The organism is Microbacterium testaceum StLB037, assembly GCF_008763945.1.
Taxonomy (GTDB): Bacteria; Actinomycetota; Actinomycetes; order Actinomycetales; family Microbacteriaceae; genus Microbacterium; species Microbacterium testaceum_G.
The window spans coordinates 1-21,215 of sequence record NZ_VTQH01000001.1; the positions used below are offsets into that span (position 1 = coordinate 1).

20 protein-coding genes are annotated in these 21,215 nt (G+C 70.7%); 4 read left to right on the forward strand and 16 right to left on the reverse strand.

The annotated features are described in order from the left end of the window. Positions 1 to 379: 379 nt before the first annotated feature. The gene (locus F9B98_RS15770; protein WP_191966592.1) at positions 380 to 553 is read right to left on the reverse strand and encodes a hypothetical protein; all 174 of its coding nucleotides are present in this window, start codon (positions 551 to 553) and stop codon (positions 380 to 382) included. Positions 554 to 658: 105 nt separating this feature from the next. After that, positions 659 to 2,113 (reverse strand): 30S ribosomal protein S1, encoded by a 1,455-nt coding sequence (gene rpsA, locus F9B98_RS00005; protein ID WP_058232454.1) that lies wholly within the window; start codon positions 2,111 to 2,113, stop codon positions 659 to 661. A 468-nt stretch (positions 2,114 to 2,581) separates the two neighbouring features. Here rpsA and F9B98_RS00010 point away from each other — a divergent pair, with 468 nt between their 5' ends. Then, complete coding sequence (locus F9B98_RS00010) at positions 2,582 to 3,586, forward strand: lytic transglycosylase domain-containing protein (protein ID WP_191966593.1); 1,005 nt, start codon at positions 2,582 to 2,584, stop codon at positions 3,584 to 3,586. A 4-nt stretch (positions 3,587 to 3,590) separates the two neighbouring features. Here F9B98_RS00010 and F9B98_RS00015 read toward each other — a convergent pair whose 3' ends face one another. The 10 genes from F9B98_RS00015 to F9B98_RS00060 form a co-directional block, all read right to left on the reverse strand. Further along, positions 3,591 to 6,593 carry a DEAD/DEAH box helicase family protein gene (locus F9B98_RS00015; protein ID WP_150951310.1) on the reverse strand — a complete coding sequence of 1,001 codons (3,003 nt, stop codon included), beginning with the start codon at positions 6,591 to 6,593 and terminating at the stop codon, positions 3,591 to 3,593. A 59-nt stretch (positions 6,594 to 6,652) separates the two neighbouring features. After that, complete coding sequence (locus tag F9B98_RS00020; protein ID WP_150951313.1) at positions 6,653 to 8,350, reverse strand: ABC1 kinase family protein; 1,698 nt, start codon at positions 8,348 to 8,350, stop codon at positions 6,653 to 6,655. 52 nt (positions 8,351 to 8,402) lie between these two features. Further along, entirely contained in the window at positions 8,403 to 8,981 is a 579-nt protein-coding gene (locus tag F9B98_RS00025) for a PadR family transcriptional regulator (protein WP_150951315.1), read from the reverse strand. Positions 8,982 to 9,071: 90 nt separating this feature from the next. After that, a complete protein-coding gene (locus tag F9B98_RS00030; protein WP_225310160.1) occupies positions 9,072 to 10,046 on the reverse strand; it encodes a phospholipase in 975 nt (324 codons plus the stop codon). 308 nt (positions 10,047 to 10,354) lie between these two features. After that, on the reverse strand, positions 10,355 to 12,034 hold the full coding sequence (gene pgi / locus F9B98_RS00035; RefSeq protein WP_150951317.1) for a glucose-6-phosphate isomerase: 1,680 nt from the start codon (positions 12,032 to 12,034) through the stop codon (positions 10,355 to 10,357). A 63-nt stretch (positions 12,035 to 12,097) separates the two neighbouring features. Then, positions 12,098 to 12,811, reverse strand: coding sequence for an NUDIX hydrolase (locus tag F9B98_RS00040; RefSeq protein ID WP_150951319.1), 714 nt, complete (start codon positions 12,809 to 12,811; stop codon positions 12,098 to 12,100). A gap of 9 nt (positions 12,812 to 12,820) precedes the next feature. Next, a complete protein-coding gene (locus F9B98_RS00045; RefSeq protein WP_150951321.1) occupies positions 12,821 to 13,336 on the reverse strand; it encodes a twin-arginine translocase TatA/TatE family subunit in 516 nt (171 codons plus the stop codon). Then, entirely contained in the window at positions 13,324 to 14,121 is a 798-nt protein-coding gene (gene tatC / locus F9B98_RS00050; RefSeq protein WP_191966594.1) for a twin-arginine translocase subunit TatC, read from the reverse strand. Before tatC ends, F9B98_RS00045 begins: the two co-directional genes overlap by 13 nt. Further along, positions 14,118 to 14,375 (reverse strand): twin-arginine translocase TatA/TatE family subunit, encoded by a 258-nt coding sequence (gene tatA, locus F9B98_RS00055; RefSeq protein ID WP_150951324.1) that lies wholly within the window; start codon positions 14,373 to 14,375, stop codon positions 14,118 to 14,120. The genes tatC and tatA overlap by 4 nt, the downstream gene beginning before the upstream one ends. A gap of 18 nt (positions 14,376 to 14,393) precedes the next feature. Further along, positions 14,394 to 15,365: a 3,4-dioxygenase subunit beta gene (locus F9B98_RS00060; protein WP_150951326.1), complete on the reverse strand. Its 972-nt coding sequence runs from the start codon at positions 15,363 to 15,365 to the stop codon at positions 14,394 to 14,396. Positions 15,366 to 15,528: 163 nt separating this feature from the next. On the opposite strand from F9B98_RS00060, the gene F9B98_RS00065 reads away from it, so the two are divergent. Genes F9B98_RS00065 through F9B98_RS00075 form a run of 3 tightly spaced genes read left to right on the forward strand, consistent with a single transcriptional unit; the run spans position 15,529 to position 17,479 of the window. After that, positions 15,529 to 15,840 (forward strand): hypothetical protein, encoded by a 312-nt coding sequence (locus tag F9B98_RS00065; protein WP_150951328.1) that lies wholly within the window; start codon positions 15,529 to 15,531, stop codon positions 15,838 to 15,840. Continuing rightward, a complete protein-coding gene (locus F9B98_RS00070) occupies positions 15,837 to 16,514 on the forward strand; it encodes a response regulator transcription factor (RefSeq protein ID WP_150951330.1) in 678 nt (225 codons plus the stop codon). Before F9B98_RS00065 ends, F9B98_RS00070 begins: the two co-directional genes overlap by 4 nt. Beyond that, complete coding sequence (locus F9B98_RS00075) at positions 16,511 to 17,479, forward strand: sensor histidine kinase (RefSeq protein ID WP_150951332.1); 969 nt, start codon at positions 16,511 to 16,513, stop codon at positions 17,477 to 17,479. The genes F9B98_RS00070 and F9B98_RS00075 overlap by 4 nt, the downstream gene beginning before the upstream one ends. A gap of 10 nt (positions 17,480 to 17,489) precedes the next feature. Here F9B98_RS00075 and F9B98_RS00080 read toward each other — a convergent pair whose 3' ends face one another. From F9B98_RS00080 to F9B98_RS00095, 4 genes are all read right to left on the reverse strand, one after another. After that, positions 17,490 to 18,275 (reverse strand): FAD:protein FMN transferase, encoded by a 786-nt coding sequence (locus F9B98_RS00080; protein ID WP_150951334.1) that lies wholly within the window; start codon positions 18,273 to 18,275, stop codon positions 17,490 to 17,492. Continuing rightward, complete coding sequence (locus F9B98_RS00085) at positions 18,272 to 18,811, reverse strand: FMN-binding protein (protein ID WP_150951336.1); 540 nt, start codon at positions 18,809 to 18,811, stop codon at positions 18,272 to 18,274. Before F9B98_RS00085 ends, F9B98_RS00080 begins: the two co-directional genes overlap by 4 nt. A gap of 10 nt (positions 18,812 to 18,821) precedes the next feature. Continuing rightward, entirely contained in the window at positions 18,822 to 20,252 is a 1,431-nt protein-coding gene (locus tag F9B98_RS00090) for a ferric reductase-like transmembrane domain-containing protein (RefSeq protein ID WP_150951338.1), read from the reverse strand. Positions 20,253 to 20,333: 81 nt separating this feature from the next. Further along, positions 20,334 to 21,161 carry an SDR family NAD(P)-dependent oxidoreductase gene (locus F9B98_RS00095; protein ID WP_150951340.1) on the reverse strand — a complete coding sequence of 276 codons (828 nt, stop codon included), beginning with the start codon at positions 21,159 to 21,161 and terminating at the stop codon, positions 20,334 to 20,336. Positions 21,162 to 21,215: the final 54 nt, after the last annotated feature.

Consider the following 21,215-nt stretch of genomic DNA (forward strand, 5'->3'; position numbering starts at 1 on the left):
GGAACGGACGCACCCACAGAAACGATCTCTCGACCTACCCGTGAGGCAGTTCACTTCAAGTTGATCATTCGAACCTGGATATTCTCACCGTGGGACCTATGAAAGATCGACGTCGTAAGAACCGGTCGAAGACCAGAACCAAAACCTTACACGAAAGTGAGGAGGTTTTGGGTAGTCCGCCACTTGAGACGATGCGGGGCCTTCCGGCCTCTCCGCTCTCCCCTGTGGGGCGAACAAGTAATACTCTACGTCGCTCCTGGCGACTCAGCGAGTCCAGCCGCATCCCGGGCGTGTCGTCGCCGCGGACCCGCGTCATTCTGCGGAAAAGCGCGAAGGGGCCCGCTCGGCGCGTGCGCCGAGCGGGCCCCTTCGCGAGTCGTCAGGTCAGTGACCCGAATGAGGTCGTGAGGGCAGCGGCATCCGTGTGTCCTCCGGTGAACTCGATGCCGCCGAAGAACATCGCGCCGATGACGAGGGCGAACACGAAGGCGATCGAGAGGAACAGCACGGCGACGCCGGCGAGGGTGATCAGAAGCGGAAGTCGAGAAGCCATGTCGTCATCCTGCCCTGGTCCCCGGGTCGGTCACCAGGGCTTGCGCTCGAGAACGACCGAAGGCCGGCACCTCCGAAGAGGTACCGGCCTTCAGTGCGAGACGGATCAGCGACCGGAGAGCTTCTCGCGAAGCGCAGCCAGCGACTCGTCGTCGGCGAGGGTGCCCTGGGCGGGCGACTCCGACGAGAAGGATCCACCGAACGAACCGGTGTCCGTCGGGTTGGCCGCCTCGGCCTCGAGGGCCTTGGTGACGGCAGCCTTGTGAGCCTCCCAGCGACCCTGGGCAGCGGCGTACTCCTGCTCCCACTGCTCGCGCTGAGCGTCGAAGCCCTCGAGCCAGGCACCCGACTCGGGGTCGAAGCCCTCGGGGTACTTGTACTCGCCACGCTCGTCGTACTCGGTGGCCATGCCGTACAGCGCCGGGTCGAACTCGGTGCCATTGGGGTCGACCGACTCGTTGGCCTGCTTGAGCGACAGCGAGATGCGGCGACGCTCGAGGTCGATGTCGATGATCTTGACGAAGACCTCTTCGCCGACCGACACGACCTGCTCGGCGAGCTCGACGTGCTTGCCCGACAGCTCCGAGATGTGCACGAGGCCCTCGATGCCGTCGGCCACGCGGACGAACGCACCGAAGGGAACGAGCTTGGTGACCTTGCCCGGAGCGATCTGACCGATCGCGTGGGTACGGGCGAACACCTGCCACGGGTCTTCCTGCGTCGCCTTGAGCGAGAGCGACACGCGCTCGCGGTCGAGGTCGACCTCGAGGATCTCGACGGTGACCTCCTGGCCCACCTCGACGACCTCGGAGGCGTGCTCGATGTGCTTCCAGGACAGCTCGGAGACGTGGACGAGACCGTCGACGCCGCCCAGGTCGACGAACGCACCGAAGTTGACGATCGACGAGACCGTGCCCTTGCGGACCTGGCCCTTGTGCAGGTTGTTGAGGAACGTGGTGCGCGACTCGGACTGCGTCTGCTCGAGCAGGGCGCGGCGCGAGAGCACGACGTTGTTGCGGTTCTTGTCGAGCTCGAGGATCTTGGCCTCGATCTCCTGGCCGAGGTACGGCGTGAGGTCGCGGACGCGACGCAGCTCGATGAGCGAAGCCGGCAGGAAGCCACGGAGGCCGATGTCGACGATGAGGCCACCCTTGACGACCTCGATCACGGAACCGGTGACAACACCGTCGTTCTCCTTGATCTTCTCGACGTCGCCCCACGCGCGCTCGTACTGCGCACGCTTCTTGGACAGGATGAGGCGGCCTTCCTTGTCCTCCTTCTGGAGAACGAGGGCCTCGACGTGATCGCCGACGTTGACGACCTCGTTGGGGTCGACGTCGTGCTTGATCGAAAGCTCGCGGGATGGGATGACACCCTCGGTCTTGTAACCGACGTCGAGGAGGACCTCGTCGCGGTCGATCTTCACCACGGTGCCTTCGATGAGGTCGCCGTCGTTGAAGAACTTGAGCGTCTTCTCGACCGCGGCCAGGAAGTCTTCGGCGGAGCCGATGTCGTTGATCGCGACCTGCTTGGTAGCGGGGGCGGTCGTTGCGGTAGTCATGTAGTGGGTTGTCCTAGTTGGGTGTGGTGTCGGGCTCCGACTCCTGTGCCCGTCGGTACCGAGACCGGGGCCGTCGGGCCGACGACGCCCGAGGGCGAACACCGGCCACGAGTCGAAGCGAAGCGGATTGTTGATGCGATGCCACGGGTCCGCCAGACAGGCAGGACCCACGTGTGACACCTCAGTCTAACGCACCCGGCCCTCGACGCAGTCCCGAGCGTCGACGCGCGGGCGAACGGCCCGTCATACGGCGACACCGACCGCCCGGCGCGGTTCCTGCACGCGGGAGAGCCCACACCGTTCTTCGCTGATCGATTCGCCTCGGATCGGCGCTTTTCCCCGGTGGTTCTGTCACGTTGCGCCCAGGTGGCATCCAGAAAGGCGTGCCAGGCTCCCCGTCTTGTGCCCGCTGAACGCGGGTCGGACGGTGACACCCGCACCGCCCTCCCCTCACGTGAAACCGGTTTTATGCGCTCTGACTCGACGTCCTTCACCAATCGTCGTGACCGCCGCCTCGCCGCCCGCCGCACTCGTCGTCGCCCCGTGACGACCGTGGGAGCGCTCGTGCTCGGCGTGGTCGCGGCCGCGGCTCTCACTGGCACCGCTCCGGCGGCCACCGCCTCCCCCGCTGACCTCTCGACGGCCAGGTTCTCGCTCGCCTCGTCCATCACGCCCACGGTCCTCGCGGCCACGCCCGGTCCGGAGAAGACCGAGGCGCAGACGGCGGAGACCGCCGCCTCCCACTCCCTCGAGGCCGCCACCACCGTCCAGAACGACATCGCGGCATCCGGTCTCGACATCGGTCAGCCCGCGACCATCGACACCGCCGCACTCCAACAGGCGACCGCGCGTCTGGAGGCGGCCTCGGTGCTGCCCGAGACGTTCCTGCCCGGCCTCGCGAGCGAGGTCGCCGCCGCGTCCGCGACGGTCGACCAGCGCGTCGCGGAGCTGCGCGGCGGCCTCGATGCCGCCGTGGCGAAAAAGGCCGAGGAAGAGGCCGCTGAGAAGGCGCGCCAGGAGGCCGAGGCCGCCGCTGCGGCGAAGGCCGCGGAGGAGAAGGCTGCAGCGGAGAAGGCGGCGCAGTCGACGTCGTCCTCTTCGTCGAGCAACGGCGGGGGCGGCGGCTCGTCGGCCCCGTTCGCCACCGGAGGCGGCTCGGGCGACAACAGCCCCGCGGGCGCCCAGGCGGCTGCCCGCGAGATGCTCGCCAGCCGCGGCTGGGGCGACGACCAGATGTCGTGCCTCGTCTCGCTCTGGAACAAGGAGTCCGGCTGGAACTACAAGGCGTACAACGCCGGCAGCGGCGCCTACGGTATCCCCCAGGCACTCCCCGGCAGCAAGATGTCGTCGGCCGGCGCCGACTGGCAGACCAACGCCGCGACCCAGGTGTCGTGGGGTCTCGGCTACATCTCGGGCCGCTACGGCACGCCGTGCGGCGCCTGGGATCACTCGCAGTCCACCGGCTGGTACTGAGCCCTCAGCTCCATCGCAGAATCGAGCGCGCCGCTCCGGAGAATCCTCCGGTGCGGCGCGCTTCTGCGAGCAGGGGAAGGTTCTCGGGAGCGGACAGCTCGTGCAGGACGGCGGGGCCCACATGGACCTGCCACGCGCCGTGGAAGCGCTGGGCGTCGGCGCGGCGACGACCGATCTCCGCAGGCACCGCCAGAAACTGGCGCGACCGGGAACGCCCCGCGCGCGCGAGCACGCGGCGAACCCACCACGGGCCGCCCCCGCGATCGATCTCCAGCACGAACCGCGGAGAACGGATCGGGCCGTACAGCTGCTCGAGAGCCTCGCCGAACGAGCGCTGATCGGCGAGGCTCGCGTGCGGAACCCGTACTTCGGCGCGGAAGCGGTCGGCATCCGTCTGCTGCATCTCCAGCGTCGGGTCGGCGGTATGCGGTTGAACGCGGCCACTCTCGGACAGCGCCGTCCACACCACGCGGGCGATGCTCCGAAGCGTCGCGGGGGCATCACGGACCTGTCGACGGGTGCGCCGCCAGGCGCTGACCAGAGGCATCGCCGTGACGACGCCGGCGAGGGCGCTGACGACGCCCAGCGCGACGCCTGCGGCAGGCGGCAAGAGGGAAGCGAGCGCGATGAGCGCCGCCGACACGACCGCGGAGGCCGCAGACCAACGGCCCAGAGCGCGCGTCGCCACGACGGATGTCGAGAAGACGGGCGTTCGTGCGGGACGTTCGACCAGGGCCGCGAGTTCTTCGCGATCGTCATAGGGCGTGCCGATGCGCCACGCGGAGCGTGTCTCGGGGCGGGGCGGCACCGAACCCAACCCGTCGACCAGACCCGGCGCGGACCCCGGGACCTTGGCGAGCACCTCGTCGAGGGCAGTGCGGCGTTCCTCGGTGAGGACGGCCGCCAGGCCGCGGACGATGCGGTCCGGATGGTCGGCGTCGAGCCCCCACAGCTGGGCGTGTTTGCGGCGGAGGCGAGCGGCATCCGGTTGCGCGTCGAGGGGGGACGATGGCGGGAGGAGAGCTGCGACCGTCCAATTGTGGGCGACCTTCTCGAGCCAGTGCGGGTCGAGACGCAGGGTGCGCCCGCGCAGCTGCTGTGTGGCCCACGCCGTCGCGACGGCCGTGAGGTCGATGAGGGTGTTGACCGCGGGGCAGTCCCATCCCTCGCCGAACAGTCCGCGCGTGCCCACGACGACATCGAGGGCCCCCGCGGTGAGCAGACGCGAGACGGCTCCGACGATCCCGGATCCGGCGGTGCCGCGGATCTCGAGAGCGGCCGCGTCGTCCGAGCAGGGCTCGGCGCTCAGATCCGCGTCGAGCTCCCGCGACAGCGCGGGCAGCACAGAATCGACGTGCTGTACCGCGACGCGCACCGTCGAGGAGGTGACGAGTATCGAGCGCAGCGCGGAGGTCTCTGCATCCGTCACCAGGATCGAGAATGTACGCACCGCTCCCGCGGAGCCGAGAAGACCGCCGTGCACGTTGCCGTGCGTGACGAAGTCGGTCACGACGAGGGCGCGGAGGCGTCCTCCGAGTTCTGCGCGTTCGCGGGCGAGGATGTCGCACGCTCCCCGGTCCTTCGCCAGAGAGGACGCCAACACCGTGTCGATCGGGTCGCGCGTGCGGCGCACGCCCCTGTCGGTGAGCGCGAAGCCGAAGTCGGCGAGGAGGCGACGCAGGCGCTGCCAGTCCTCCGCCCGCGCCGGGTCGGGAAGGACCCGGTCGAGCGCGAATCGACCGAGAAGGCGCAGGGTCTCCTCGGTCGTGGGCGCGCGCCGGGCGACCGCCGGAAGGCGCGCGGTGACCGGGTCGTCGGACGCGATGACCGAGAACATCGCGGCGGCGGCCTCGGCACCCGCGAAGTCAGCGGCGAAGGCTGCGGTCAGGGCGGCGTCGATGCCGATGACGGGGTCGCGCGGCTCGGAAGGGGGCGACGGCGGCTCGATACCCCGGCGCTCGGGTTCACGCCTCGTGGGAGCGTCCGCGGAGACGCCCGGGGCGGGGGGCTCGAGCGGATCGGCCGACTCGGACGGGATCGGAGGCTGGAGGATCTCGCGGAGGAAGGAGTACCCGGCTCCGGCGGCGAAGGTCGTCCGCAGGGCGTCGGAGAGGGCGGCGGCGTGCGCCGACAGGAAGGCCAGCTCCTGGTCGGTCGGGACGACGACGTGCACGAGATCGCGGTACGGAGCGAGATCGCCCTCGCGCACCACGGCCGGCACCGGCACCTCCAGGTCGACCTCGCCGAGGAGGGAGACGTAGTTGTCGTACTCGTTCGCATCGTCGGGCGAGGGAAGGGTGGCGGTGAGCCCGATCACGAGTGGTTCGCGCCCCTCGGCCCGGATACGTGCGATGAGCGCGGCGACCACGAGAGCCCAATGGTCGAGCAGGTGGTGGCACTCGTCGAGCACGATCGTCTCGACCTCTGCGGCGACGAGCCGCTCGAGCAGTGCGCGCGCGTTCGGATGCAGGGCCGCGGTGAGGGCTGCGGCATCCTGCCTCGCCAGGGACCGGCGGAGAGCTCGGGAGCGGGAACGGATGCCACGGCCGTACGCCGCGGCATTGCGGGCGCTCACGGCGTCGAGCCAGGCGTCCGCCTGCTCGGGCGAGCGGTCGTCGGCGACGAGCTCCGTGGCCCAACGGGCACGGGCCAGCGCCGAGAACGGCTCGCTCGAGTCGACGACGCTGACCGACTGATAGGTGAGGACGGTGAGTTCGGCCGGGTGCTCCGGATCGTCCGAGACGTCTGCGTCGTCGTGCGCGAGCGCGCGGGCGGCCGAGACCCACTGCTCGCGGATCGCGGTGGTGGGGGCGAAGACCACCGTCCGCCGCCCGCGACGAGCGGCGAGCAGGAGTCCGAGCAGGGTCTTGCCCGCCCCGGGCGGCGCGACCAGATGCACCGGTTCGCCCGAGTCGACGTCCAGGCGATCGAGAGCGTCGGCCTGATACGCCCGCAGCGTTCCGTCGAAGCGCCACGTCGAGAGGGGACGGCGCGGTTCGGTCGACACCGCGTCAGTCTAGGCAGCGCCGCCCCGTGAGGGCGGAGCGCTCGTCGGCGTCTCCGCGCTCAGGCGCCGTTGCGGCGGGCCACGAACCCGGCCAGGACGGCGTGGGCCAAGGGCGCCACCGACACGATCATGAGGATCGTGCCGAGCACGGCTTGCTCGGCCTGCAGCAGGATGCCGCCGATGAGCAACCCCGTGAAGAGCACCGATGACACGACGCGGCGGATCATGCGCTCGAGATCGCGCAGGCGCCGCTCGATGCGCGGTGTCTGGACCGAGACCGAGCCGTCCTCGAAGCGCGAGATGAGGTTGTCGGCGCGGCGCGGGAGGCGGGCGGTGACGGCGGCCACCGCGCCGACCTCGCGGAAGAACGCCTGGGCGGTGTTCCCGCTCTCTTCGCGGATGAGGCGCTGGGCGTAGGGCTCGACGGCATCCCAGATGTTGAACGCCGGGTCGAGCGCGCTGCACATGCCGCTGGTGAGCGACATGGCGCGGACGATCAGCAGGAAGTTCTCGGGCAACTGGAACGGCAAGGACCGCACGACGTCGCCGAACTCGATCGCGAAGGCGCGGAACTCCCGGGGGTCCACCTCTTGCAGCTCGGCGAAGCCCATTCCGCCGAAACGGGAGAAGAGCTGCGTCATCGCGCGCTCGAGCTGGATCGTGTCGGCGGAGGGCAGGAGCACCCCCACGTCCCGGATGCCGTCGACCAGGCCCTTGCCGTCGCGTGAGGCCGCCGCGATGAGAACGCGACGCAGGCCGCGGCGCAGGCTCGGCGGAACCTCGCCCATCATGCCGAAGTCGATGAAGGTGAACCGCCACGCCGGGGTCCCGGCATCCGTCGTTCCGGGAAGCGGGGTGACGAAGACGTTGCCGGGGTGCGGGTCGGCGTGGAAGAAGCCGTCGTCGAAGAGCTGGTCGAACATGACCTGGGCGAAACGCGCGGCGACCTCGGAGGGGTCGATGCCGGCGGCGCGAAGGGCGTCGACATCGTTGATCTTGATCGCGGTGACGTCTTCGAGCGTCAGCACGCGGCGGGTGGTGCGCTCCCACACGACCTCGGGGACGGCCACGCCGCCCTCTCCCCCGAAGTCGGCGGCGAAGCGCTCGGAGTTCGCCGCCTCATGGAGGTAGTCGATCTCTTCGAGGCTCGTGACGGCGAACTCCTCGACGAGCGAGGGCATATCGACGCGGTCGCGGACGAGGGCGACCTTGCTCAACCACACGCCCACCTTGCGGAGGGCACGGAGGTCGACGTCGACGATTCGATCGATGCCGGGGCGCTGGATCTTGAGCACGACGGCGCTGAGCCCGGTCTCGTCGGCGAGCTCCGGCCGCAGCGCCGCGCGATGCGCCTGCCCGAGGGAGGCTGCGGCGAGGGGACGTTCGTCGACGCTCGCGAAGGCGCGCTCGAGCGGCATCCCGAGTTCTTCCTCCGCCCGAGCACGCATCTGCGCGAACGGGACCGCGGGCACCTCGTCCTGCAGGCCCTCGAGCTGCTTGGTGATGGAGGGCGGGAGGACGTCGAGGCGCGACGACATGAACTGGCCGACCTTGATCATGAGACCGCCGAGGTCGACCGCGAGCACGTGGAAGCGCTGAGCGATGCGTTCGAGCCGCCGGGTGCGGCCCCGGGCGGAGATCCACCCGAGGCCGAACCGCGGCAAGAACAACTCGTACCACCAGGCCTGCACCAGATAGCGCGCGGCGAAGCGCGTGATCCGCCGGTAGCGGGCCTTCATGAGGGCGTCGTCGGTCATCGATTCTCCTGGATGCCGACGGGCGGGAAGCCCCCGTCGAGCGGGCGTGACCTCAACCCTGGGCGAGGATGGAGTAGAGCTTACGACGCGCCTCGTCGAGGATCTCGACCGCTTGCGCGACCTGCTCCTTGTCACCCGTGCGACCGACCTGCGCCGCCGCCTGGGCGAGTTCGATGCCGGCCTTGGGCAGAGCCGTCATGCGACCACCGTCGCGGGATCCGGCCGACTCCCACGGCGCCGTGCGCTCGGTGGTCTCGTCGCCGGCCGCCGCGCGGCCTTCGGCGGTGAGCGAGTAGGTCTTGCGACCGTTCGACTCCTCGGCCTGCACGAGGCCCTCGTCGGTCAGCAGCTGCAGCGTGGGGTAGACGGAGCCGGGGCTCGGCTTCCACGAACCGCCACTGCGGTCTTCGATCTCGCGGATGATCTGGTAGCCGTGCATCGGCTGCTCGAGCAGGAGCGACAGCACGGCTGAACGCACGTCGCCTTTGTTCATGCGAGGCGCCGACGCGGTCTTCTGCTCGAACTGCGAGCGGAGCTGCTCGAGACCCTCGAGGATGTTGGACATCGGCCAGCCGGGGGTGTTGTTACCGCCGCGTCCGCCGAACGCGTCTCCCAGGAATGAACCACTCATGACGACCTCCTTCGCGCGGACCCGATCTGAGTCAGCGATACATAACGATATATCGCTGACGGGGGCGGCGGGGCGGCGTCGAGAGGATTCTCAGTACCAGTTCATCGCCTGCGAGTGGCCCCAGGCGCTGCAGGGGGTGCCGTAGCCGCGGGAGATGTAGTCGAGGCCCCAAGCGATCTGCGTGGCGGCGTTCGTCTGCCAGTCGGACCCGAAGCTCGCCATCTTGCTGCCGGGCAGTGCCTGCGGGATGCCGGTGGCCCCGCCGTCGTTGTTGTAGGCCTGGTAGTTCCAGCCGGACTCCTTGGTCCACAGCGACGACAGGCACGAGAACTGATCGCTCCCCCAGCCGTACTTCTCCGCCATGAGCTGGGATGCGTAGGCCTTGGCACCGTCGGGGGTGTTGACGCGCGCCAGGGCGGCGGCAGCCTCGGCCTGGCGTTGCGCCTCGGCGGCTGCAGCGGCTTCGGCCTGTCGCTGCGCTTCGGCGGCGGCGTCGGCGGCGGCCTTGGCAGCCTTCGCCTCGTCGAGGCTCCCCTGGACCTCGGAGACACGAGCGCTCACGCGGTCGGTCTCCGCCTCAGCGTTCTGGCTGAGGGCGGGCACGAGCAGCACGGGCAGCAGGTCACGCGAGTTCAGGCGGTCGACGGCGTCCTGGAGGGCTCCCGTGTCGACGGACGCGTCGCCGATGGACAGCGGCAGGCCGGTCGCGGCGACGTCGGCCTGCACGGAGCTCGCGCGAGACAGCGCGGCCTGCGCCTGGTCGAGCGCCGTGGTCGCCCCGGTGCTCACGGCGTCGAGGGTCGGAGCCGTCGAGAGCGGCACGGAGGTGCCGGGGGCGGAGAACGACGAGGCGGAGGCGTCGGGCAGCGAGACGGGGGCGGCCATCGCGAGGCCGGTCGTGGCGACCATGCCGAACGCGAGGCCGGCGCAGGTGGCCGCCGTGACGAGGGTGCGCCGGGCGCGGTTGACGTGGGTGAGTTTGATGTCGGAACGCAGCAAAAGAGATCTTTCGTCGGGGGCGCGCTCGTCGGGATCGAGCACGATGTCGCGCCGTCGGGTCGGCACGGGCCCCGAGCATGGGTGCTGGTTCTGGACGTTATCTTTTCGTTACCTGGAAGGCCGGTGTGAGCGGAGGGGTCGGGAGCGCCCGCACCGGGCGCGTGGGGTTGCTGATTCCGGTTCTCATCTCACCCAGGGCACGCCTTCTACGAAACATCCCCTCACCGGGCTTTTCTTCGACAGCGCCGCACGGTGACTTCTCGCGCCGGAATGAGACCCGCGCCCGTCCGCGACGAAAGGCCGATCCGACGAGGAAAAATCTCGTCGAATCGGCCTTTCTTCGGCAGATCCGTCGCCGCCACGCCCGACGGGGCTCAGCCGCGGTGCGCCCGGTAGTAGTCGAGGAGGGCGCGGGTGGAGGAGTCCTGAGCCGCCAGAGCGTCGTCGTCGCCCTCGATCGCCGGAGCGATCTGCAGCGCGAGCTGCTTGCCGAGCTCGACGCCCCACTGGTCGAAGGAATTGATTCCCCAGATGGTGCCCTGCGTGAAGGTGATGTGCTCATACAGCGCGATGAGCTGGCCGAGCACCGCGGGGGTGAGCGACGGGGCGAAGATCGACGTGGTCGGGCGGTTACCGGGGAAGGTCCGGGCGGCGACGAGCGCTCCCGTGGTCCCCTCTGCCTCGACCTCTTCGGCGGTCTTGCCGAAGGCGAGCGCCTTCGTCTGGGCCAGGAAGTTCGCCAGGAACAGGCCGTGCACGTCGCGCCCGTCGTCGGCCAGCGGGTACGCGGGGTTGACGAATGCGATGAAGTCGGCCGGAATCAGCCGCGTGCCCTGGTGGATGAGCTGGTAGAACGCGTGCTGACCGTTCGTTCCGGGCTCGCCCCAGAACACCTCACCGGTGTCGGTGGTGACCGGTGTCCCGTCCCACCGCACGGACTTGCCGTTGGACTCCATCGTGAGCTGCTGCAGGTAGGCCGCGAAACGGTGCAGCTGCTGCGCATACGGCAGCACGGCGTGCGACTGGGCGCCGAGGAAGTTGGTGTACCAGACGTTGAGCAGACCCATGAGGACGGGCACGTTCTGCGCGATCGGAGTGGATGCCACGTGCTCGTCGACCGTGTGGAAGCCGGCGAGCAGTTCGCGGAACACGTCGGGGCCGAGGGCGATGGCGAGCGAGAGGCCGATCGCGGAGTCGACGGAGTACCGGCCGCCCACCCAGTCCCAGAACCCGAAGGCGTTGGTCGGGTCGATACCGAAGGCCTCGACCTTGTCGAGCGCGGTGGACACGGCCACGAAGTGGTGGGCGACGGCGTCGGTGCGGGCGTCGTCGGAGTCGGCGATCGCGCCCTGCTCGGCGAGCTGCGCCCAGAGCCAGTCGCGCGCGAGGCGGGCGTTGGTCAGCGTCTCGAGCGTGGTGAAGGTCTTCGAGGCGACGATGAAGAGCGTCGTCTCGGGGTCGAGGTCGGCCGTCTTCTGCGCGATGTCGGTGGGGTCGATGTTCGAAACGAACCGGGCGTGGATGCCGGCGTCGGCGTAAGGAAGGAGCGCCTCGTAGACCATGACCGGTCCGAGGTCGCTGCCGCCGATGCCGATGTTGACGACGTGCGTCACCTTCTTGCCGGTCACCCCGCGCCATTCGCCCGAGCGCACGCGGTCGGCGAAGGCGCTGAGCCGGTCGAGCACCTCGTGAACGTCTCGGTCGATCTGCTGGCCGTCGACGACGAGGGCGGGCTCGGATCCGGCGGGGCGGCGCAGCGCCGTGTGGAGCACCGCGCGGTCTTCGCTGGTGTTCAGGTGCGCTCCGCCCAGCATGGCGTCGAAGCGTTCGCGCACGCCGGTCTCTTCGGCGAGCGCGACGAGGGCCTCGAGGATCTCGGGGGTGACGAGGTTCTTCGACAGGTCGACGTGGAGGTCGCCGACCGTGCGGGTGAGATCGCGCGTGCGATCGGCGTCGGCGGCGAACCAGCCGCGCAGGTCGGGCTCGAACGCGTTCTTGAGTTCGGTCAGTCGAGACCAGGCGGCGGTGGTGGTGGGATCGATGGGCGCAGTCACGGAGACCACGCTAGCGATCCCGCCGGGTCGCCACACCGCGGATGACGAAGTGTGGAAGAACCGCTAGCGCGTCGAGGCCTGTGGAGGAGCGGTGAGCTCGCCTGGGAGGGGGATCTCGCGCGCGGCATCCCAGGGCTCCGTCCATCCGAGACGGTCGAAGAGGCCGTCGAGCACCATCGCGGTGAAGCCCCATAGCGTCTGCGGACCCGCGGTGGTCTCGAGCGCGAACGCCGGGCCGCGCCACAGGCGACCGTCACGTCGGATCACGGTCGACCCGCGGCGACCCGGGTCGAGCAGGTCGGCGACGGGGGCGCGGAAGACGTCCGCCGATTCCGCCGCGTCGACGGCCCGCACCGGGGTGGGCCGAGCCCACCAGCCGAGCACGGGCGTGACCTCGTGGCGGGAGTACGCGAGCGGGACCGGAGCGAGCGTCCCGAGCACGTCGACGCCCGCGGGGTCGAGACCCGTCTCTTCCCGAGCCTCTCGCAGCGCCGCGGCCACGGCATCCTGATCATCCGGATCAACCCGCCCTCCCGGGAAGGCGACCTGACCGGGGTGCGCGCGCAGGGTGCGGGCCCGCGCGAGGAGAAGGACGTCGAGATCGCTCGGGACGTGCGCCGCGACACGACGACTCGGGATGCCGTCGAGCACTCCGAACAGGATGAGCACGGCCGCGGCCCGCGCCTCGCCCTCGACCGGCAGCGCCCGCAGCGCCGGCGACACGTCGCCCATCCCCCGGGCGAGGAGGTTCTCGAGCTGCGCGCGGGGAGTCGACATGGATCGAGGCTATGCCGAGACGGCGGCCTGCGCGGCCCGCGTGGTCGGCTCATCGGCGGGGGCGGCCACGTCCTCGGGCTCGCGCTCGGTGGTTGCGGGGGCGTGCGGCACCTCGATCCAGCGCGGGTGGGCGGAGCTTCCGGCGCGCACACGGCGCATCGGCATGCTCTGGCGCGGAGCATCGACGGGGCCGGTGTCTCCGGCATCCGTCGATGGCGATGGAGCCTCGCCGGTCACCGGCGACTCGGCGCCGGACGCCGCGGCCCCGGCGGACGGCGCCCCGAGGGCCTCGGCGATGATGCGGCGCGGGTCGTAGCGGCGCGGGTCGAGCGCCCGCCACTCGCTCGCCGCAGCGGGGACCCCGAGCTCGCTCGCGGCGCGGAGCCGCGCGGCATCCACCGTTCGGCGAAGCCCCCGCAGCACGGACGTGAGGCGCGCGACCGCCCCGGGCAAGCGCTGCGGACCGATGACCACTGCGGCGACGAGTCCGACGAGCAGGAGTTTCTCGAACGTCAGGCCGAACATGATGTCTCCTCGAAAGCCGACGCCCGGGCGAGGGCGCGATCGTGCAGAGCCGCGATCAAGAGGGCCGCGGCGTAGAGGGCGGTCATCGGAACGGCGACGACGAACATCGACATCACGTCGGCCGACGGCGTCGCCAGGGCGCTGAACAGCACGATGGTCACGACTGCGTATCGCCAGCTGTGCGCGAGACTGCGAGCCGAGACGATGCCGGCCAGATTGAGCACCACCAGCACGACCGGCAGGACGAAGGCGATGCCCGTGGCCACGACGACCTGCAGGGCGAAGTCGATGTATGCGCCCGCGTCGAGGATGGTCGAGTCCTCGCTCGACGCGAAGCCCGCCAGCACCGAGACCATGTGGGGGAACAGGAGCAGTCCCGTCGCGCACCCGGCGGCGAACAGCGGAGCCGCCGCCCCGACCGAGCCGAGGACGTACCGCCGCTCGCGCCGCGTGAGTCCGGGGAGCACGAATGCGAAGAGGTGATAGAGCCAGACCGGGCTCGACAGGACGAACCCCGCCACCAGCGCTACGCGCAGGCGCAGGTCGAAGGCCCCGGTCACGCTGTCGAAATTGAGGCTCGCGCTGCGCTCGGCCGCGATGTGCGCGATCGGCGTCCGGACCAGGTCCATCACCGGTTCGTAGAGGAACCAGCCGGCGACGGCGCAGATCGCAAGGGCGACCGCCGCCCGGACCGCACGCCGCGTCGCCTCGTCGAGGTGCGCGGAGACGGGCATGGGGGCCGACCGCGGAGCCTCGATGCGCGGGGACGCGGCGGCGGCGGTCATGTCTTACTCGGTGTGCTGGGGCCCGTCACGACGGGCGAGGCGGATGCCCTCGCGGACGCCGACTGCGAGGCGGCGGCGACCTGCGGGTCGGGCTCGGCGACGGCGTCCGCCCGGGCGTCGCTCACCTCGGTCTTGAGGATGCGCACCGACTGGCCGAGGCTGCGGGCGAGGGCGGGAAGCTTGGCGGCTCCGAAGATGAGGAGGATGACCGCCAGCACGATCAGGGCGTGCCAGCCGGTGAGGTTCTGCAGCATGAGAGGGGTCCTTCCAGGTCAGCCGCGACCGCCGGGCATGGCGCCCGCGGTCGGGGTGGTGGTGGTGTCGACGCGGACACCGAGGGAGACGGTCCAGCCGGTGGCGTTGTCGCCGGTCGCGGTGGCGAGCTCGAGCGCTCCCCCGTCGTCGCCGAAGACGTTGTCGCTCTCGAGCGACACGCGAGTGAGGTTCGATGCCGACGAGGGGTAGGCGGCATCGGTATAGACGACCTCGCACGCGGCCTGCGGCAGGGCGACCTGCGAGGTGGCGATCGCGTTCGAGGCGTCGGTGATGGCATCCACGCTGGGGTACACCTCGAAGTGGATGTGCGGCCACCGGCCGTCGTAGCAGCCGGGGAAGATCGAGGTGAACGACACCACGCCGTCGGAGCCGACCACCTGCACGCCGCGGAGGTACGTCTCGTTCTCGATCCCCGAGGAGTACATCGAGTAGCGGCCCTGATCGTCGCAGTGCCAGACGTAGACGGCGGCGCCCGCGAAGGGCACGTCGCCGTTCGCCGTGTCGAAGATCGTGAGGTTCAGGGTCATGGGAACGCCCGTGGCCGTGGCTCCACCGTCGAGACTCGAGCGCAGGTCGCTACGGACGATTCCGGACTGCTCGAGGATATCGGGGCCGTTCGAGCCGTCGCCCGGGTAGGGGCCGGCGGTCTCGTCGGGGATTTCGCCCGTGGGGAGGGCGGCGGACGCACTCGTCGCGGCGGCGGAGGGAGTGGCGGTCGGCGTCGCGGATGCCGACGGAGTCGCGGTCGCACTCGCCGTCGGCGTCCCGGAAGCCGCGGGCGCGCACGCCGCCAGCGTGGCGGTGCCCGCGCCCAAGACGACGAGTCCCAGGATGCTGCGCCGCGAGACGAGCGTGCGGATGTCGAACGGCGCCCCTTGGTCGACGACGGGCTCGTCGGCGCGGTCGAGGAGACGCCCTTCGTAGGCGGGGCCGTCGGGGGTCATCTGGGTGTCGGGGATTCTACTCATGGTCTGCTCCATCGGCCGTGGTGGGTTGGGTGAACCGAGGATGACCGAGCGACCCTGCGCCGCCCCTCACCGAACCTATGAACCGACTATGCGCGCAGGATCCGCACGCGATCCCCGTCCGCCGCCCCGATGCGCGTGTCAGGATGAAAGAGGGAGGTACGCGATGACCGGAACACTGCACGCCGTGACCCTCGTCGTGAACATGCCGATCACCAAGATCGACGCCCTCGACGCGATCGCCTTCGCCGCCGACGGAGGCGTCGACGGTGCGGGCACGACGAGCCCCCGCGTCTGGCTCGCCCCGCACGCGTGGGCCGAGGTCGAGATCCCCAAATTCGCCGATCCCCCGCCGTTCGCGATCGATGTGTACTCCGACGTGTCGGGTGCGATCGCGTGGGCGCAGGCCCGGCGTCTATTCACCGCCCTCGAGCGCTTCGGCTGGAACGTGAGCCCGCCGCGCGCGGGCGTGCAGTGAGCGAGACCGCCGCACCGCGGCCGCGACTGCTCTACGTCGAGGACGACGCCGAGATCGCCGCGATGACGCTCGAGGTGCTGAGCGAGGTCTACCAGGTCGTGCACGAGGCCGACGGACTGGCGGGCCGCGACCGCGCGCTGAGCGACAGCTTCGAGGTGATCCTGCTCGACCGCCGTCTTCCCGGCCGCGACGGCGCCGAGATCGTGCGCGACCTGCGCACCGCCCACATCACGACCCCCGTGCTGCTGCTGACGGCGCTGGGGGCGGTCGCCGATCGCGTCGAGGGACTCGACGCCGGGGCGAACGACTATCTGCTCAAGCCGTTCGACTTCGATGAGCTGCTCGCCCGGCTCAGGGCGCTGCGGCGCGGCTACCGGGCCGAAGGACGTCGCCGGGGCGTCTCGGACTGGACCTACCTCCCCGACACGGCCGTGGTCTACGGCCCCTCCGGCGAGCGCGTCGCCCTCACCTCGACCGAGAACGCCGTGCTCGAGCTGCTCACCCGGAGCCCCGACCACGTCTACTCTCGCGAGGAGATCGCCCGCGGGGTGTTCTCGTCTCCGGATGCCGTGACCACCGTCGACACGTACGTGCACTACCTGCGCCGCAAGACCGCGACCGACCTCGTCGAGACAGTCCGCGGACGCGGCTATCGCGCGGGGGCCGAGCGGTGAGCGCCGACGACGACCGGCGGGTCGTCCGCCGGGCCGCGCTGCGGGTCGGCACCCTCGTCGCGGGCGCCTCGGCGGTGGCGATCGCCGCGGGGGTAGGGATCCTCGTCGCCGTTCTGGTGATGCAGGCCCGCACCGAGGGCGGGGGGCGGCGCGGACCGGGCGGCGCCCCGATGGGCGATCGCTTCGTGGTCGACCTCGACGACGTGCTGCCCTGGGTCATCGGGCTGGGGCTCGCCGGCGTCATGGTGCTCGGACTCGTCGGCTGGGCCGCGGCCCGCTGGTCGGTGCGACCGCTCGATGAGGCCCTGCGCCGACAGCGCGCGTTCGTCTCGGATGCCAGCCACGAGCTGCGCACGCCGCTGACGGCCCTGACCAGTCGCATCCAGATCGTGCAGCGACGCCTGCACCGCGGCGAACCCGCCGACGAGCCGCTGGACCAGCTGCGGCGCGACGCGCAGATCATGGACGACGTGCTGGCCGACATGCTGCTGACCGCCGAGGGCGAGGTGCACACGGGCACCGCGCGGGTCGACGACAGCGTGCGCGCGGCGACCGCGGCGCTGTCGTCCCTCGCCGCCGACGCGGGCGTGGGCCTGCGACCGACCCGGCTGACGGAGGTGACCGTGGCGGTGCCGGCGGTCACCGTCGTGCGCATGTGCACTGCCCTGCTCGACAACGCCATCGGGCACACGCCCGCGGGCTCCGAGGTCACGATCACCGCCGACGCCGACGAACGCGCGGTCGTCGTGCGAGTCGAGGATGGGGGAAGCGGCATCCGCGACGACGATCTGCCCCGCATCTTCGAACGTTTCGCGCGCGGGGCGGAGTCGGGTCGGCGCCGGGGGTTCGGTCTCGGGCTGGCGCTCGTGCGCGAGGCTGCGACCCGCCACGGCGGCAGCATCGAGGTGGAGCGCACCTCTCCCGCGGGCACGGTGTTCGCCCTGCGCCTCCCCCGCGCCCGCTGACGGAGCGGTCTCAGCCCATGAGCGCTCCGCGGAACGCCGAGACCTCGACCCGCCCGGCGAAGCGACGCGTACGGCCGTGTTCCCAGACGATCCCGGATGCCACGGGGGCCACCGGCATCCAGTCGAGGTCGTCGATCCCGGCGATGGCCGCCACGGTGGCCCAGGCGTCGGCGGTGGTGAGGTCGTCGGCGACGATCGTCGCGCTCACGGGACCCGCGAGGTGCACGCCCGTGCGCGGATCGACGAGGTGCGCGCCGCGCTCGGACGTGCCGGAGGTCGCCACGGCCCCGTCGACGACCTCGACCGTGGCCAGCAGCTCGCCCTCGTGGGTGGGGTGGGCGATGCCGATGCGCCACACGTGCTCGCTCGTCGGGGCGGTGCGCAGGCGCATGTCGCCGCCCACGTTGACGCCGACCGCCTCGATCGATCCGTCGGCGAGCAGCTCGTCGAAGGCCCGGGTCGCGGCATCCGTCGACCATCCTTTCACGTACCCGGTCGGGTCGAACCAACCGCGCCAGTTCGCGTCGAAGCGGCCACCGCTGCGCGCGCGCAGATCGCGGCATGCCGCTGCCACCTCGGTCACCCGCGGGTCGACCTCGCCGAGCTCGAGGCCCTCGTCGCGCACCCGCGAGATATCGGAGTCGTCGCGGAAGGTGGAGAATACGCGCTCGTCGTCGCGCAGGCGCTCCACGCAGGCGGTGATCGCTCGCTCGACGCGCTCAGTGCGCTCGCCGATGACCGTGATCGAGGCGACGGTCCCCATCACGGGTTCGACGACCGTGAACGCGGCGCTCATGCGCGGGCCTGGTCGAGGGCGGACTGCAGCGAGGTGCGGTACCCGGTGCTGGTGTAGGTGGCACCCGAGACCATGTCGACCTGGGCGCTCTGCGCCTGCAGGGTCTCCTTCACCAGCACGGGCAGCGCGCGGGAGTTGATCTGCTGGTCGCGGCCGTTCTCGGAGGGGTACTGCGGCACCTGCACATCGGTGATCGCGCCGCCCGACACGGTGATCTGCACCTGCACGGGACCGAAGCGGGTGTTCGCCGCCTGGCCGGTGTAGGTGCCGTCGGTGAGGCCGCTCGACGAGGTCTGCGTGCTCGTCGACCCGCTCGCGGTCGACCCGGAGGACGCGGACGCGGAGGCGGATGCCGAGGGGCTCGCGGATGCCGAGGGGGCCGGCGTGGTCGTCGTGGTCTTCGGAGCGGTCGCGACGCCCGACGAGGGTGTGTCGGCGAGCGCGCTCGTCGACTCGGGGACCGTCGAGGTGCGGTAGCTGAACAGCAGCACGAGGCCGGTGACGGTCGCCATGAGGGCGTAGACGATCTTCTTCATCGGATTCTCCTCAGACGGTGAAGGCTTCGAGGTGGACGCGCTCCGCGGGGACGCCCGCACGGCGAAGGTCGGCGCGCACGGCATCCATCCACGGCTGGGGTCCGCACAGGAACACGTCGGTTTCGGCGGGCCGCGGCGAGACGTAGCGGATGAGGTCGGCACCCGCCCACTGCGCATGCGAGGTCGGCAACCACGACGAGGTGGTCAGGGCCCGACGACCGGGCAGCGGCGCGTGGCGCAGACCTCGCTCCCGCACGAGACGATCGATCGCGTCGGAGCGCAGGGCATCGGCGGCGGTGTGGTCGCGCACGATGAGGGTCGCCTCGCCCGGAGCCCAGTCCGCCTCCTCGAGCATCGCCACCAGGGGCGCGACGCCCGCCCCCGCACCGATCATGAGCAGGTGTCCGCCCCGGCGCTCGTCGGCGGTCATCGTGCCGTACGGTCCCTCGATCAGCACGCGCGTTCCGGGGCGCAGCGCCGCGAGCCGTTGCGTGCCGTCGCCGACGAAGCGGGCCGAGATGACGAGCTCACCGCCGGCCGGATCGGTGGCGAGAGAGAAGGGGTGTCCGCGCGTCCAGCCCGCCCCGTCGAGGAAGCGCCAGACGAAGAACTGTCCGCCGCGCGCCTTCAGCGCGTCGATGCGGCGACCGGTCATGCGCACCGAGACGCCGCTCTGCCCGTCGCGTTCGACGGCGCTGACGCGGATGCCGTGGCGCAACGACCTCGCCAGCGGAAGCCCGAGGCGGAAGACGAGGACCGTCGCCACAGTCACGCCCCACATCGCCCACCAGTACGAGGTCGCGGCGGGTGAGACGGTGAAGTCGGCGCCCGTCCACAGCATGTGCGGAATGGCGAGGCCGACGCCGAGGTAGCCGTAGAGGTGCAGAAGGTGCCATGACTCGTACCGCAGACGCTTGCGGGCCTTGCGCACCGAGGTCATCACGACCATCAAGAGCAGGCCGGTGCCCGCCGTCGCCAGCAGCATGCCCGGGTAGTCCCACACGAACTGCCACGCCTGCTCGAGGGGGTTGATGCCCGCCTGCGCCGCATAACCGAGGATCTGCAGCCCGATGTGCGCCGTGATTAACGCGAACGACCAGAAGCCGACGACGCGGTGCATGCGGGTGATGCCGTCGCGACCGAACCCTCGCTCGAACAGCGGCACTCGGGCCATGAGCAGCACCTGGGAGAAGAGCAGGTTCGCGGATGCCAGGCCCGCGGCGCGACCGAGGGAGTTGAGCGAGTCGGCTCCCCCGGCCAGCAGCGACTGCACCTCGCCACCCGCGACCCACACGGCCACGACGACGAGACTCGTCGCCCAGATGACGACGATCGCGGCGAGGTTCCACAGCGGCCGGGTGTTCGGGCTGCTCCGCGGGACGCGGCGAGCGCCGCGGAGGGCGGCGGCGGGCGGAGCGGCGAGGGCGGGTGCGGCGGTCATGCGCTCAGCGTGCCCGCGCGCTCCCCAGACGGCTCCAAGAAAGCCGGGTCGAGGGGCAATACACAGAAGACGCCTAACTCATCAGTCGTCGAGCCCCACCAGCACCTCGCTGCGCTCCCACAGCTGCCGGGCGATCACCGGGTCGTCGGCGATGCGGTTGGTTTTGGCCGGCTTGTTGTTGGAGTAGAAGCCACCGGGCGTCCAGTCGACCCCGGGCTTGCCGAGCGCGAGCCAGGTCAGGCGCGCCCCGCCGACCGAGGTCGAGGTCATCAGGCGCTGGGCGAGAGCTCCGCCGTAGAGGAACTTCCACGGGCCGTCGCTCGTGGACCCGAAGTTCGAGGCGATCACGCCCGGGTGGAAGGCCACCGCCGACACACCCTGGTCGCCGAACCGACGGTTCAGCTCCTTCGTGAACAGCACGTTCGCCAACTTCGCGTTGCCGTAGGCCGCCGTGGAGGAGTATCGGTGCTCCCCCTGCAGATCGTCGATGTCGAATCGCGGGAACAGCTTCGCCGCCGCGCTCGAGGTCTGGATCACCGAGGCGTGGGACTCGACGAGACGTTCGCGCAGCAGGTTGGTGAGCAGGAACGGCGCGAGGTGGTTGACCTGGAATGTCGTCTCGTACCCGTCCTTGGTCAGGGTGCGCTCTCCGAACACGCCGCCGGCGTTGTTCGCCAGCACGTCGATACGGGGGTACTTCTCGAGCAGGGATGCCGCGAGCTCGCGCACCTGCGCCAGGTCGCTGAAGTCGGCGACGAACGAGTCCACCCCGAGCCCGCGCGCGACACGAGCCGTCTTGTCGGGGTTGCGCCCCACGACCACGACCTCCTCGCCCACCTGGGTGAGCTGCTTCGCGGACGCGGCGCCGATGCCGTCGCTGGCTCCGGTGATGACGATGGTGCGGGTCATGCGTACCTCCTGGGTCGAGCTGGGCGCTGAGCGCCACGCTAATGCGGGCACCGA